Source organism: Methyloglobulus sp. (assembly GCF_040079455.1).
Classification (GTDB): Bacteria; Pseudomonadota; Gammaproteobacteria; order Methylococcales; family Methylomonadaceae; genus Methyloglobulus.
The window spans coordinates 14958-28459 of sequence record NZ_JBEBKJ010000047.1 but is presented as its reverse complement, the minus strand read 5'-3'; the positions used below and the strand labels follow the sequence as shown (position 1 = coordinate 28459).

The 13502-nt window shown below is 44.4% G+C and carries 14 protein-coding genes; 6 read left to right on the top strand and 8 right to left on the bottom strand.

What is annotated here, in order from left to right; all coding sequences use genetic code 11:
- Positions 1-377: 377 nt before the first annotated feature.
- On the top strand, positions 378-758 hold the full coding sequence (locus ABL924_RS11255; protein WP_349027192.1) for a hypothetical protein: 381 nt from the start codon (positions 378-380) through the stop codon (positions 756-758).
- 36 nt (positions 759-794) lie between these two features.
- Here ABL924_RS11255 and ABL924_RS11250 read toward each other — a convergent pair whose 3' ends face one another.
- On the bottom strand, positions 795-2036 hold the full coding sequence (locus tag ABL924_RS11250; RefSeq protein WP_349027191.1) for a hypothetical protein: 1242 nt from the start codon (positions 2034-2036) through the stop codon (positions 795-797).
- Positions 2037-2143: 107 nt separating this feature from the next.
- Between ABL924_RS11250 and ABL924_RS11245 the strand changes: the two genes are divergently transcribed.
- On the top strand, positions 2144-3487 hold the full coding sequence (locus ABL924_RS11245) for a TolC family outer membrane protein (protein ID WP_349027190.1): 1344 nt from the start codon (positions 2144-2146) through the stop codon (positions 3485-3487).
- A 150-nt stretch (positions 3488-3637) separates the two neighbouring features.
- Here the strand turns inward: ABL924_RS11245 and ABL924_RS11240 are convergent, their stop codons facing one another.
- The 4 genes from ABL924_RS11240 to ABL924_RS11225 all read right to left on the bottom strand — a co-directional run bounded on the left by ABL924_RS11240 (position 3638) and on the right by ABL924_RS11225 (position 5677).
- On the bottom strand, positions 3638-4384 hold the full coding sequence (locus tag ABL924_RS11240; protein ID WP_349027189.1) for a sulfite exporter TauE/SafE family protein: 747 nt from the start codon (positions 4382-4384) through the stop codon (positions 3638-3640).
- A gap of 38 nt (positions 4385-4422) precedes the next feature.
- Complete coding sequence (locus tag ABL924_RS11235) at positions 4423-4761, bottom strand: hypothetical protein (RefSeq protein ID WP_349027188.1); 339 nt, start codon at positions 4759-4761, stop codon at positions 4423-4425.
- A 3-nt stretch (positions 4762-4764) separates the two neighbouring features.
- On the bottom strand, positions 4765-5055 hold the full coding sequence (locus ABL924_RS11230; protein ID WP_349027187.1) for a hypothetical protein: 291 nt from the start codon (positions 5053-5055) through the stop codon (positions 4765-4767).
- Positions 5056-5284: 229 nt separating this feature from the next.
- Positions 5285-5677, bottom strand: a complete 393-nt coding sequence (locus ABL924_RS11225) for a hypothetical protein (protein ID WP_349027186.1) — start codon at positions 5675-5677, stop codon at positions 5285-5287.
- Between the two features lie 510 nt (positions 5678-6187).
- Here ABL924_RS11225 and ABL924_RS11220 point away from each other — a divergent pair.
- Positions 6188-6511, top strand: coding sequence for a hypothetical protein (locus ABL924_RS11220; RefSeq protein ID WP_349027185.1), 324 nt, complete (start codon positions 6188-6190; stop codon positions 6509-6511).
- Positions 6512-6664: 153 nt separating this feature from the next.
- Here the strand turns inward: ABL924_RS11220 and ABL924_RS11215 are convergent, their stop codons facing one another.
- Together ABL924_RS11215 and ABL924_RS11210 are read right to left on the bottom strand one after the other, a co-directional pair.
- The gene (locus ABL924_RS11215) at positions 6665-7429 is read right to left on the bottom strand and encodes an ABC transporter permease (RefSeq protein WP_349027184.1); all 765 of its coding nucleotides are present in this window, start codon (positions 7427-7429) and stop codon (positions 6665-6667) included.
- A gap of 10 nt (positions 7430-7439) precedes the next feature.
- A complete protein-coding gene (locus ABL924_RS11210) occupies positions 7440-8411 on the bottom strand; it encodes an ABC transporter ATP-binding protein (protein WP_349027183.1) in 972 nt (323 codons plus the stop codon).
- Positions 8412-8710: 299 nt separating this feature from the next.
- Here ABL924_RS11210 and ppx point away from each other — a divergent pair, with 299 nt between their 5' ends.
- The gene (gene ppx / locus ABL924_RS11205) at positions 8711-10210 is read left to right on the top strand and encodes an exopolyphosphatase (protein WP_349027182.1); all 1500 of its coding nucleotides are present in this window, start codon (positions 8711-8713) and stop codon (positions 10208-10210) included.
- A gap of 7 nt (positions 10211-10217) precedes the next feature.
- Positions 10218-11462 carry a hypothetical protein gene (locus ABL924_RS11200; RefSeq protein ID WP_349027181.1) on the top strand — a complete coding sequence of 415 codons (1245 nt, stop codon included), beginning with the start codon at positions 10218-10220 and terminating at the stop codon, positions 11460-11462.
- 87 nt (positions 11463-11549) lie between these two features.
- Here the strand turns inward: ABL924_RS11200 and ABL924_RS11195 are convergent, their stop codons facing one another.
- A complete protein-coding gene (locus ABL924_RS11195; protein WP_349027180.1) occupies positions 11550-12554 on the bottom strand; it encodes a cytochrome-c peroxidase in 1005 nt (334 codons plus the stop codon).
- Positions 12555-12707: 153 nt separating this feature from the next.
- On the opposite strand from ABL924_RS11195, the gene ABL924_RS11190 reads away from it, so the two are divergent.
- On the top strand, positions 12708-13277 hold the full coding sequence (locus ABL924_RS11190) for a Uma2 family endonuclease (RefSeq protein ID WP_349027179.1): 570 nt from the start codon (positions 12708-12710) through the stop codon (positions 13275-13277).
- The last annotated feature ends 225 nt before the right edge of the window (positions 13278-13502 follow it).

Below are 13502 nucleotides of genomic sequence, written 5' to 3'. Positions count from 1 at the left end.
GTTTGGGCTAGGTTCTTCCAGGACATAGGCTATTGCTCGAACTTGAATAAAGGCTTATTTTACCCATTTTGGGGCTTGAGGTCGTGCAAAGGTCTCATATAGGTATTTATGCTGATAGAAAATATTTTGAAAACCCCAGATAATAGTACAAACGTACTTCTGGCACAGTTACAGGAAGTTACCGATAGATTTTTATGTTAAATCAGAAACGCATAATATGAGCCCACAAACACCTTATAAGCAAATCAGCGCAACCAAATCCTTAGGCATCCAAACCCCCAAGGAATTTTCTTTCATTTTACAGTCCGCTTTTTTGGTGAACTCGAAAATAGACTCTCTCAGTGCTTACTTACAGGAATTATTTAGGAGTATTACACATGCACATTGAGAGAAGAATTAATCATGTCGATGTGAACGAAGAGAGAAGGGTTCGTCATGTCGACTTTAAAAAAGATAGAAGAACTCATCATGCTGATTTTAAAGAAGAGAGAAGAGGTTATTCGGCTGACTTTAAGGCGAAGGTTGCATTGGCTGCAATGAAGGACGATAAAACGATTGCAGAATTAGCCATGCAATTTGCCGTTCATCCCACTCAGATTAGCTTATGGAAGCAACAGTTACTTAACAATTTAAACCGGGTATTTGACAATGACTATGATAATTCCGAAAATAAGGCTAAAACTGCCGAAAGCCATCATGCCAAAATTGGCCAGTTAACCGCAGAAAACGATTTTTTGACCAAAGTTTTGGGGCGTTGATTTAATATTGCCATGTAAGGTATAGCCCTTGGCAATTCAATCAATTGTTTCCACCCAACGACAGCGCTCATTAACCATTTTGGATGCCCTGATATTGCCAATACCTTTAGCAATCAAAGCCAATACTCGATCATCCGTGGCATAACCAATATGGGCATCCAAGGGATTGGCTACCTTACCAAAATTGAAAGCATTGATGATTTTTGCGACGTTGATATTAATGTTAGTCACGTCAGTGCACAACCTTGAATCCAAATATTTCTCCACAAATCCTTGCGGGATAGCGTAACTTAAAAGATCGTTTGGGTCGCTAAATGCAATGATCGGGGTACTTGCCAGCACCCGCTTTTCGTACTTATCGCCTCCTGGTAAGCAGTAAGAAGGTTTTTGATTACTTACTACAGGCAATTTTTCCCCTAACTGCAACATCGGCAACTGATTGGACATCATGTATACGGGAATTTTTTTATGCTTTAACGCTTCTTTAAAATCGACATCACGCCTGTCAATCCGAGCCGCTATGCGTTGTAGTCCGTCTATGGTGATGCGACTGCCAAGGCTGTGCGATACAAATGCGTATTGATCGACAGCCAAATTTTTAGCCAATCCGTCATCATTAAACGCACAAGCCTCAGAGAGTCCGTCGGGAAGATTTTGCCACTCGCTCTTAATCATCCAACAAAAGGCCTGCTCAAATGAGACCAGAATATCCTCCCGACTCTGCCCCAAATAAATGATCGGATCTGGGCCAGTGCTATTAGAAAACTGTTTCATCAGGTTATTAATTTCCGCCCGGCGAAAGGAATATTCACCTGAGTTATCATAAGCAAGCGCCTCTTTTTGCTTGGCGGTAATAGCAGACCAAGTTAATTCGTAGAACATCAGCTCTTTGCTTCTGTCTTTACTCAGCAATCTGACGATACTTAAATTACCCAGATTTTTGCTTTTGTCATAGATGCTGGTTAAGGCGATGTTTTTCTTTCGTGCGGACATAACCGGCAGATCCAGTTCCGCCGCCAACTTTTCGACAAATTGCGTAGAATGTCCGGGCAGATGATCGCCCACGCCATGCACCATTAAGACCTTCAACTTGCCATGTCTATTGTCCAAAAACGGCGCAAGTCCATCGAAGGCTTTCCCCCAAATTTCACAAACTCGGGTATCTACGGCATCCTGCTGTTCAAAAAAAGCCTCAACCATACCCTTGCCCATGCTGGAACAAGCACTCAAGAAAAGTGTTAAGAATGATAAAAAGAAAATTTTAAATAAAAGTTTCATGCGTTATAGTGAAAGCCGTAAGAAAAAACCTGCAAAATACTATCACTTACTCGTAAAAATGAGTAATGCAACGGTTGGCAAACGAATAAATCATGAGCAAACATTCTGTGAAACGAAAACTAACTAAACTACTTATTGTGATGTTGATAAATACCTCTTGTCCGTTACGGGCAGAGAATTTAATGGCTATTTACGAGCGCGCCTTACAAAATGATCCGCTTATCCGGCAAGCAGAGGCCAAGCAATCGGCTGCTGGGGAAAGCCGGATACAGGGACTTGCTCGGTTTTTTCCTACGCTGGCCGCCACAGCGGATTCAGGTAGAGAATGGCGACATAATAAAATAGTAAGCCTAAACAATTTATTTCCTGCCAACCAAGAATATTGGAATAATAATTTTAGCGTTAATCTAACCCAGCCCTTATTCCATTGGGATCACTGGATACAACTCAGCCAATCCGATAACAAAATCGCTCAGGCTACGGCCGCTTATGAAGCTGAATTACAAAAGCTGATGGTGCGGACGACCGAAGCGTATTTTAATGTACTGTCCGCCCAAGATAACCTGCAATTTACAGTGTCAGAGAAAGAAGCAATCGCTAAGCAACTTGAACAAGCTAAGGCACGATTTGAAGTCGGCATTATCCCCATCACCGATGTCTACGAAGTCCAAGCTGCCTTTGATCAAACCACCGCTAATGAATTGGAAGCCGCCAACAACATTGACAACCAAAAAGAAGCGCTGAGGGAAATTATTGGCGACAGCGAAGCACTGGTAAGTTCTCTAGGTGAAACCCTGCCCCTAAAAAAACCCGAACCTGACAATCTATCAAAATGGGATGAAACCGCAGAAACCAATAACCTAAGCATTATTGCTGCCTTTAATGAGATGGAGGTAGCACACAAGGCTATCGACATACAACGAAGCGGTCATTTGCCCAAGCTGGACTTAGTCGGCGCGTATGGCGTAACTGAAAATGGCTCTTCGTTTGGCCCAAGAGGTGACTCCCAAAGCATTGGTGTGCAATTGAATGTCCCCTTATTTGAAGGCGGCGCGGTCAATTCCAGGACTCGACAAGCCAGCTATGAATACGAAGCCTCCAAAGAAAACTTAAACTCAGTAAAACGCTCGGTAAAACGGCAAGTTAACAACACCTATCGCAGTATCTTGACCAACATCAGTCGCATAGAAGCTCTCAAAGCCACCGTCACTTCAGCAGCCAGCGCCCTGGAAGCCTCCGAAGCCGGCTTCGAAGTTGGCATACGTACGATGGTTGATGTACTCGGCGAGCAACGTAACGTTTACCGCGCCAAACGCGATCTGTCCCGCGCTCGTTATGATTACCTGATTAACACCATCAAACTTAAGCAAACTACAAGTGATCTTGTTCAAGCTGATCTTGAACTGATTAATGGCTTGTTGGTGACAAATCTTCCTGATAAAAAACGCTGATAGCTTCCTTTTTTATTTTCATAAGAATTCGATATTAAATAATTTTTTTGAAATAGCATGGGGTTTTAGTGGGAAAAAAAGCTTGAGCAGTGGATGGGGGCAGGGGACATCGGCAGATACCATCACGCGTAGAAGAATTTAATCCTCATGCTATGCTGTAGCAATCATTTTTGCCCCAGCGATTACCAACACAAGCGCTAACAACTTTTGAATGGTCGGGTTTCCAAAACGCTTGCTGCCGTATTCTGCACCGATGAATCCACCGATGACCACAACTATTGCCCAAATTGGCAAAGCACTTGGTAAAGCTGGAGATTTGGATAAAACACCAAAGAGTCCCGCAATCGAATTGACCAGAATAAATGCCGCAGCAACGCCGGAAATCGTTTTTATTTCAGCCCATCGGAAAAACAACAGCAAAGGACTTAAAAATATGCCACCTCCTACACCGGTAAGTCCCGATAAAAAACCCAGTACAGCGCCAGTAAATAACAATGGGGGAAAAGATACCGAACGAACGGGATACTGGGACGATTTGGCTGCCGTGCGAAATGAATACCATGCCGCATAAAGTAAAATAATTCCGATTACCGGCTTATAAATATGGGTTGGCAAGGTGAGTAACCCGCCGACATAAGCACATGGAACAGCAGCGAGCGCAAGCGGCAAAAACAACCGCCAAGAAAACGCGTCTACCCGATAAAACTTAAATGTGGCGATAATAGCAACCAAAATATTTAAAGATAACGCTGTCGGCTTCATGACGGCAGGCGACATCCCCATTAACGCCATCGCCGCCAGATAGCCGGATGCACCCGCATGACCAACAGATGAATAAAGCAGTGCGGCAATAAAAATAAGTGCAGCTAAAATAACACTTTCGGTATCAATATTCATAAAATGTGTCTGGTATGTAAGTCAGGGTGTGTGCACGTTTAAAATAAGGTGCCATACTTTAACAGCCCATAAAGTCCCTTGATAAGCATCAAGGGAACAGCCAAGGTTAACAAAATTGAAAAGATAAAAAGCATCGTCTTGGCGATTCGCTTTACCTGAGCAATTGAACTCACGGCGATGGTGACAATAAATACGGCGACAGTAAACGCTGCCGCAGCAGCAAATAAAGTACTTGCGCTAATATTGGGTTGGGTGAAATGCAGCCATAAATAAACCAGCCCACAACAATCCGCCATAAATAGCAATATGCCATCCATGCCGATTTCTGACCGATTTTGGTAAATCGCTGGGCCTAAGCTGGCTGTCGATACAAACAATACCTATATCGCGGTAAATTGCCAAAATGCCTCTCGTGCATATGAAACCTCGTTATTATAATCAAGACCATTTTCATGGGGCATATGCACATCTAAGCCAGTAACTAAACGTATTAGCATCAGCAAGATGGGGAAAAAAGCGATAAACCACCAGAAGTAACCGTGCCAAAAATAAACCTCTTCATTTAAGAATCGTTTGTTTACGTATCGATAAAACGTCGGAATCACGGCGAGGGCGAAAATAATAAAGACATAAGCTAAAGCAAGAAAATTCCCTAAAACAATTGCATCCATAAAACCCAACCTTATTAAGCCATCAACTCTGCTAGATCAAAAAAGAACCGAGGATGTTGAACCACTCCTCGATTCCTTTTCGACTTACCACATGAAAGATTTTATTTTAACTTGCAAAAAGTTTTTCATTATCTCATGTTACGCACCTACAACCAAGAATCAATGAGTTACAAATTTTTCAATTCGCTACAGCCGTTGATTCCTCTGATAGCCTGCGTAACATCAGTTATTATCTGAATGTTGTGTAAAGGTTGGTAATGCTGGTATTGGCAACCAGACTGGCACTTACCAGCTTCATTGTCCGTTTTTGTATTCCAGTGATCTTACCAAAACTGGTAACCTTAAGATAAGGAATGGCTAAAACTCCATTGACTAACTTTGGCGGAACACTAGACCTATTGGTTGTTGATAAGCTCGCATAAGTATAATAACCATCCTTGTTCTGATCGTACATGGTAATGGATTTTGCCACACCATTCACAATCACCAAAGGAATACGAATGATGGGATAACCAAGGTCAGTATTTACAGTCTCCATATTGGCATAAAAAGCTCGAACAGCCGCTGTATCAAGCGCGCTTAAAACTGGCTTTTTAGCTCGATTAACGTTGCAATAATCCATAATCGAAGTTGCATGGTACTACCAATGCGTAAATTACCCATAGTCAACTGACCTTGTACAGGAGAAGGATCGTTATGCGCACATATCCTTGTCTCATACGATAGTGGTTGGTCGATTCTGTTATGCTCATGCGATATACCGATAACATGCCCGAACTCATGAATAGCAACCGCTTTGTCTTCTTCTTTAATACCTTAACGCTTACAATTAATACCAGGCATCTCAATATTAATGCCTTCGTATATTTGTTTATTATCAAGATCCAAAACAATACCATTCAGCAAGTTTTTTAACTTACTTCCCAATGCTCTCATATAAGGTGGTGGCAATTTACCCCCAGCTTATAGGGCGCAATAGCGTAGCGTATTGCGCCGGATGATAGTGGCACACATGCGGTGCATACGACTAACGCCTATTGCACCCTATGGATTGATTACTCACGCCGGACGGGGCATGTTGCCCCGTTTGTAGGGGTTTCGACGTGGTACAAAATCCATCCATCAGCAAAACGTGAGTAACAGGGTACATACCCCGTCACGCGTTCGAAAAGGCATTGAAAAAGCTCTGGATTCGACAAGAAAAAGAAAGCTACAGCTATGGGTGGAGCAAGATTTAAAGCAGCGATTTCAGAACAGGATAATTCCTATCGATTTGGAGGTTTCAGCTAGGTGGGGTGCTATTCAAGGTCAAGCTGAGCTAGCTGGTAAATCTATGCCTGTCATTGATGGGCTTATTGCTGTTTCTGGACTCGTGCATAACTGCATTGTGGTAACCAGAAATATTGCTGATATGGCCGAAAGTGCGGTTGAACTGTTAAATCCGTGGAACATTTAAAAATATTTTTTTCCCTCAATTGCGAAGGAGTAAGTGCTTGTGTGGCGAGTAGGCTCGATGAAGTGTAACGGAATCGAGAGATCTGAGTTTTCTTTTGCCCTCGATTCCACTGCGTTTAACTATCCGCCAAGGGAGAGAGGGGTAGAGATCCACCTAATTCTTAATCCCAATCCCCTTGTGTAATAAAAACAAACAAAACAGTGCCAACACCACAATAAACCCTGCAATCATCATCAGCGCAAGCTGGATGTCCACATCGGTTACGCCGATTATACCGTAACGGAAGGCGTTAATCATATACATAATGGGATTGCCCATGATGAGGGTTTGCCAAATTCCAGTCAGCATATCGACGGAATAAAACACGCCGCCCAGATAGCTTAATGGCGTTAAGACAAAATTGGGGATGATGGAAATGTCGTCAAAACTTTCGGCAAGAATCGCGTTGATGAAGCCTGCCAGGGAGAATAAGGTGGCGGTCAGGATGGCGACGCTAATGGTAAGTCCTGGGTGCAACACCACAATGTCGGCAAATAGCATGGAGATGAGCGCGACGACGATACCTACTAGCAAGCCCCTGAAGATGCCGCCGCTGATGTAACCGGTCAAGATGACCCAATTGGGTACAGGCGCGACCAGCAATTCTTCGATGTTGCGCTGGAATTTGGTGGAGTAAAACGACGACACCACATTCGAGTAGGAATGGCTGATGACCGACATCAGGATGATGCCAGGGACGATATAATCCATATAGCTTGCGCCGCTAATCGTGCCAATGCGGTTACCAATGAGTTTACCGAAAATGAGGAAATACAAGGCCGTGGTAATCGCTGGAGGCAACAGGGTTTGCGGCCATATCCGCAAGAAGCGGTAGACTTCTTTTTTTATGATGGTTTTTAGGGCGATGCTGTAGTTCATGTTATTACCCTCACCCTTGCCCTCTCCCTGGGGGAGAGGGGATTGTTTGGGGGGTTGGGTTATTTTGTGATGACTTGGAGTCGATCAAATCCATAAATAATTGCTCAAGGCGGTTGCTTTTGTTTTTTAGGCTGAGGACTTTGATGTTTTTCGCGCTTAACTGGCTAAATAGCTGGTTAAGCCCGACCGCTTTGGGTACGGAGACATCCAACACTTTGTCACTGGTACGTTCTACATGGCAACCTTCCAGTACGGGTACAACGGTAAGCGGCTCGGCCAAATCCAGCACAAAATGATCGACATTCAACCGCGCCAACAGGCTTGCCATATCGGTATTTTCAACAATTTTACCTTGGTCAATAATAGCAATATTGCGGCACAAGCTTTCGGCTTCTTCCAAATAATGGGTGGTCAAGATAATGGTCGTGCCTTGTTGGTTGACTTCTTTCATCAGCTTCCACATGGAGCGGCGGATTTCAATGTCCACCCCTGCGGTCGGTTCGTCTAATATTAACAGCTTAGGTGCATGCACCATTGCCCGTGCGATCATCACGCGACGTTTCATTCCACCGGATAAGCGCCGGGAAATGGTATTGCGCTTATCCCATAAATCCATTTGTTTCAGGCACAGCTCTGTCCGTTGTAGCGCGAGTTTGCGCGGCATTCCGTAGTAACCGGCTTGGTTCAAAACGATGCCTTGAACGGTGTCAAATTGGTTAAAATTGACTTCCTGTGGTACCAGGCCGATGCAACTTTTGGCTTGCTCGCGTTCCTTGACTAAATCATGCCCAAAGATGCTTACCGAGCCACTGCTTGCTGTCACCAAAGAGCTGATAATGCCGATTGCAGTGGACTTACCGGCACCATTTGGACCTAACAACGCAAAAAAATCGCCGGACTCAACTTCTAAGTCGATACCTTTTAAGGCGACAAAACCATTTTTATAGGTTTTCTTAAGATTGCTGATAGATAATGCCTTCATACTGAAACTAATGCTTAACGTGGCTGTTCAAATCAGTTAAATTAAGCGGGAAAGCCATATAAAACTGGATTGTTGTTGATGATAACAGCGCGGTATTTTATCAGATACAGCCCGCAGAAACTTCTAAAATACCCTAATACATTGTGGGCAGTGGGTTTTAGACTGTATTTTTTGATGGACTTGTTTATTTGGAGTGCAAACCTAGGTTTGCCATTTCGACCAATTAAACAACGAGTTACGGTTTTACCCACTACCCAACTCTGACCTAGACATTCATCCACCGCTAAAACAGAATTTCCATGACTAAGAAACCACCCCGTTACGTTGCTGCCGTGGATCTCGGTTCAAACAGCTTTCACATGATTGTATGTAGCTTGACCGATGGCAAATTGCAAACGGTAGATCGCCTCCGAGAAATGGTCAGGCTGGGTGCGGGTCTCGATAATAAAAACGTTTTGGATCAAAGTACGCAAAAACGGGCATTGGCTTGCTTGGAGCGCTTCGGGCAACGCATCCAGGATTTTCCGCACGATAGCGTACGGGCAGTCGGTACCAATACTTTGCGAAAGGCCAAGAATGCCCAGCAATTTCTGGAAAAAGCCGAGAAAGCTTTGAACCATCCAATCCATATCATTTCTGGTATCGAAGAAGCCCGGCTGATCTACCAAGGCGTTGCACACAGTGTCGGCAGTACGGGGGATCTTAGGTTGGTCGTTGATATCGGCGGCGGCAGTACGGAATATATTATCGGTAAGGAAGATGTCGCCAAAAAAAAAGAAAGCCTTGCAATGGGCTGCGTTTCCATGAGCAGCCATTATTTTGCTCACGGGCGCTTATCAAAAAATGCGTTCAATAAAGCCATTTTGTTTGCCGAACAAAAGCTGGAGCCTTTCCAGAAAAAATTTCACCGTAAGCAGTGGGATCAGGCCATCGGTTCATCAGGTTCATTTCGTTCGATAGCTAAAGTGTTGCAAGCTAAGGGCTGGAGCAATAACGGCATTACTATGAAAGGTCTTGAGCATCTGGTTTCACATATAAAACAGTGCGTCCACGTAAGCGAACTGAATTTGCCGGATCTGGACGCGGAACGCTTGTCGGTATTTCCGGGCGGCGTCGCCATTGCTTATGCTACTTTTAAAAACTTGGATATCGAACAAATGAGTATTTCTGATGGCGCGTTACGTGAAGGACTGATCCAAGATTTGTTGGGGCGTATTTACGACCATGACATCCGCTCTGCCACCGTGAAAATATTGGCGGAGCGTTATCATACCGATAAGCAACATACTGACCGGATTAAACAAACCATCAACTATATGCTTAGCCAATTAAGCGGTGATTGCTGCTTGTCCAGCAACAAAGATGCCGCGCAGTTTTTGGATTGGGCGGGGGAATTGCACGAAATCGGCCACGATATTGCCCATAACCAATACCATAAGCACAGTGCTTACATCATTGAACATGGCGATTTGGCTGGTTTTACCACCCAGGATCAACTGCTGTTGGCAACCATCGTCCGTTATCATAAGCGCAAATTTTCACAATCCCAGTTTCAAGAACTCCCCACGCCCTGGAATACGCTCGCCCCGTTTATGACCATTATTCTGCGTTTGGCAGTTGTGCTGCGCCGCAACCGGCAGGAATACGATCTGCCCGACTTCAGGATAGCCATTGCTAAATCTCGAATTGAACTGCGTTTCCCGAGCCTGTGGCTGCTGGACTCCCCACTTACCCATGCCGATTTAATCCAAGAAGCCGATTATCTTAAACCTGCCGGATTCAAGCTGGAGTTTTCTTGAAGGGTCGATGAAAACCTTATTACTTCTTCCCTTTTATGGCCTGATTGCATTCATCCTAATGATTGCGATGCTGGTATTTTTTGGCATAAGCGACCAACCGGAGCTAAAACTTGACTGGGCAATGACCCAAATGGACGTAACCAGTGCCAAAAAAATCCTGCGTGAAGGTTCTAAAACCAGGCCGGATGAAATAAGTACGATAGAACTCACCTTGGCAGACCTGAATCTGGCCGGCAATTACCTGTTAAACCGTTTTAGCAAAGGCAAAGCATTGATTGCATTGAAAGATCACAAAATTCGGTTTGCGGTGACTGCCACTTTACCTGAAAATGTTGTTGGTAAATACGTGAACATCAGCTTCCGATTAGGGCATGAAGATGGTAATCCCCTGCCGACCTTAACTAAGTTTAAGGCAGGAAAGCTACTGTTGCCTTCCAAAGTGGCAGCTTGGGTAATTGAAACAGCTATCAAACACACAAGCTTGAACCAGTATTTCCTGCTGGCAACCGATCCCATTAAAGCGGTGACGATTGACGACGATAAAATCACTCTAACTTACCACCCGAGCCGTACCACGCTAAAAACTGCACGGGATTTACTTACCCACGACAGCAGCAATAAGGAGCATGGCAATATTTATCAAGGAAAAATAGCAGCCATCGTAAGGGCGCATGACCCTAATTGGCGCTTGTCATTGGCCGATTTATTACAGCCCCTGTTTGCCTTAGCATTTCAGCGTTCAAGCTTGGAGACTGCGATTGAGGAAAATCGGGTCGTCATCAATACCATTAATGATTACGTCAACACTAATGAATCAGGTGTGAAACCACCTTCTCCTTACTATCCGGCATATTTATACAAACGCATTGATTTGGCACAACATTTCATCGGTGCAGCCGCCATTACCGCATCGGTTAACAGCCAAGTTGCCCAAGTATTTGGCGAAGAAAAAGAATTACAAGATGCCCAAAGTGGCAGCGGTTTTAGCTTTGTTGACCTGACCGCAGATAAAGCCGGAACACGTTTTGGCGATCTGGCGACGGCTAACCCGAATTCTGCCAGGAAAATGCAACGAGCTATGTCAACCGTAAAAGACTACACCGATTTTATGCCAGATCCCAGGACTCTACCCGAACACATGGACGAGGCTACCTTTAAAAAACGTTACGGGACAATTAACAGTGCGGATTATGAGAAGGTATCCAAGGAAATAGATGCGCTGATAGCAGCGACACGTATCTATAAGAAGTAATAGTGAGAATTTAAGGTAGGGTACGCACCCATCCGATGGTGAAAGTGCGGCAACTGGCATGAAACCATTGCCGCACTGAGTTTCGACTTAGTTAAAGGTACTGCCCGCCGTAGCTGGCAAATTCGGCATTTTTTGTTCAGGGAATTCACCCGTCAAGGCATTCAAAAACGCCACAATATCCGCAATTTCTTCTTTCGATAATTCCTTGTCCAATTGCAGTTTAGCCATTACTCTAACCGCTTCATCCAGCGTTTTTACTGCACCATTATGGAAGTAAGGCGCGGTGAGGGCAATGTTTCGCAAGGTAGGTACTTTAAACCTATGTTCATCTTCTGGCTTTTTGGTCACTTCCGCCAAACCTAAATCTTTATTGAAGTGATATTTGGCTTGGTACATGCCATTGCTGTGCATAGGGATTTTTTGGAACATGCCAGGTCCGTTAAAGGCAGGGCCGCTATGGCAACTAACGCAACCCAGTTCCGCCACCTTATTCATGCCGCGCACTTGCTGATCTGTCATCGCTGATTTTTCGCCGCTGGTATACTTATCATACGGGCTGTTTGGCGTAATCAACGTCCTTTCATAAGCGGCTATTGCCTTCGTTGCGGTATCCTTAGAGATAGCATTGCCGCCAAACGCGTCGGCAAAGGCTTTTTGATAGCCTTCAATGGAATTCAAACGGGTAACCACATCATCCCAGCTTTTCATACCCATTTCGATAGGATTAGTTACTGGGCCTGCCGCTTGGGCTTCCAGACTTTCTGCCCTGCCATCCCAGAATTGCACGGTATTAAACGCCGAATTCCATACCGTTGGCGCACTACGCCCACCAGTGTGCCCGTTTACACCCATAGAGTTAGGGCGATTATCCTCGCCTCCTAGCATGACGTTATGGCAAGATGCACACGATACCGTACCCGTGGAAGACAAGCGTGGGTCGTGATACAACATTCTACCCAACTCAACTTTGGCTGGAGTCGTCGGGTTATCAGCGGGTGCAGGTGCTTCTGAGGGCAGCACATCCCACGCAGTAGCTACAGAAACTGAACTTGCTAAGGCGACTGCCGTCAGCAGAAAATTAAACTTTGTCATACGCTCCACCATGTTATTTATTATTAATAGTCGGACTACTTATACCCTAAGGCATAGACAATCCAGCAACTTTATTATTCCGACCGAATTGTAAAATATAAAACAGTCAAGGTACAATCAAATTACAGACAATCCTTACGGGCCACTAGAAACATGTCACTTGCTGAAAAAATTATCCTGACCGCCGAAGAATACCTCAAAGGGGAAGAAACGGCTGATTTTAAGCACGAATACCAAAATGGGGCAGTGTGGGCGATGGCGGGTGCAACTGATAATCACGTCACCATTGCTGGCAATCTGTTCGTTTTACTTAAACAACACCTAAAAAACTCACCCTGCCGCACCTATATCTCAGATATGAAAGTCCAGGTCGAAAAAGCCGATGCCTATTTTTACCCTGATGTTATGGTCACCTGCAACCCCAAAGACCAGGCTAATACTTTATACAAGCAGCATCCTTTGTTTATAGCCGAAGTGTTGTCACCTTCCACGGAAGCCTTTGATCGCGGCAATAAATTCAACGCTTACCGGCAACTGGACAGTTTACAAGCTTATTGGTTGATAGACACCCAAGTCCAGCGCGTCGATAGCTTTACCCGCGCCCAAAATGACGACTGGCTACTGCATAGTTATGCTAAAGCGGATGAAATGATTGAAATAAACACCATTGAAGTGAGGTGTTTATTAAAAGAGCTTTACGAAGACACCTTGCCAAACGCTTAAAGCAGTGGTAGCAAGCAGGGGAGGGCCAACTTACCTGCGGTAAGTTGGCCTTATCAATGCGAACCTAACCAAACATTAACGCGCGATAATAAGTCGTAATCATTGCCCAATAAGCTATCAAATCAACGTCTGCAATCAATAATACTTGTAATTAGGTGATTTATTTGTAAAGTAATTCGTTGATTTCTTGACCAAAAATGAAGTAATGCGATAATAGGCAGTTAA

What these genes read in the sequence shown, in the direction of transcription:
- ABL924_RS11255 (WP_349027192.1), top strand. Translation starts at nt 378, where the DNA reads ATGCACATTGAGAGAAGAATTAATCATGTCGATGTGAACGAAGAGAGA.
- ABL924_RS11250 (WP_349027191.1), bottom strand. Translation starts at nt 2,036, where the DNA reads ATGAAACTTTTATTTAAAATTTTCTTTTTATCATTCTTAACACTTTTC.
- ABL924_RS11240 (WP_349027189.1), bottom strand. Translation starts at nt 4,384, where the DNA reads ATGAATATTGATACCGAAAGTGTTATTTTAGCTGCACTTATTTTTATT.
- ABL924_RS11230 (WP_349027187.1), bottom strand. Translation starts at nt 5,055, where the DNA reads ATGGATGCAATTGTTTTAGGGAATTTTCTTGCTTTAGCTTATGTCTTT.
- ABL924_RS11225 (WP_349027186.1), bottom strand. Translation starts at nt 5,677, where the DNA reads ATGGATTATTGCAACGTTAATCGAGCTAAAAAGCCAGTTTTAAGCGCG.
- ABL924_RS11215 (WP_349027184.1), bottom strand. Translation starts at nt 7,429, where the DNA reads ATGAACTACAGCATCGCCCTAAAAACCATCATAAAAAAAGAAGTCTAC.
- ABL924_RS11210 (WP_349027183.1), bottom strand. Translation starts at nt 8,411, where the DNA reads ATGAAGGCATTATCTATCAGCAATCTTAAGAAAACCTATAAAAATGGT.
- ppx (WP_349027182.1), top strand. Translation starts at nt 8,711, where the DNA reads ATGACTAAGAAACCACCCCGTTACGTTGCTGCCGTGGATCTCGGTTCA.
- ABL924_RS11200 (WP_349027181.1), top strand. Translation starts at nt 10,218, where the DNA reads ATGAAAACCTTATTACTTCTTCCCTTTTATGGCCTGATTGCATTCATC.
- ABL924_RS11195 (WP_349027180.1), bottom strand. Translation starts at nt 12,554, where the DNA reads ATGACAAAGTTTAATTTTCTGCTGACGGCAGTCGCCTTAGCAAGTTCA.
- ABL924_RS11190 (WP_349027179.1), top strand. Translation starts at nt 12,708, where the DNA reads ATGTCACTTGCTGAAAAAATTATCCTGACCGCCGAAGAATACCTCAAA.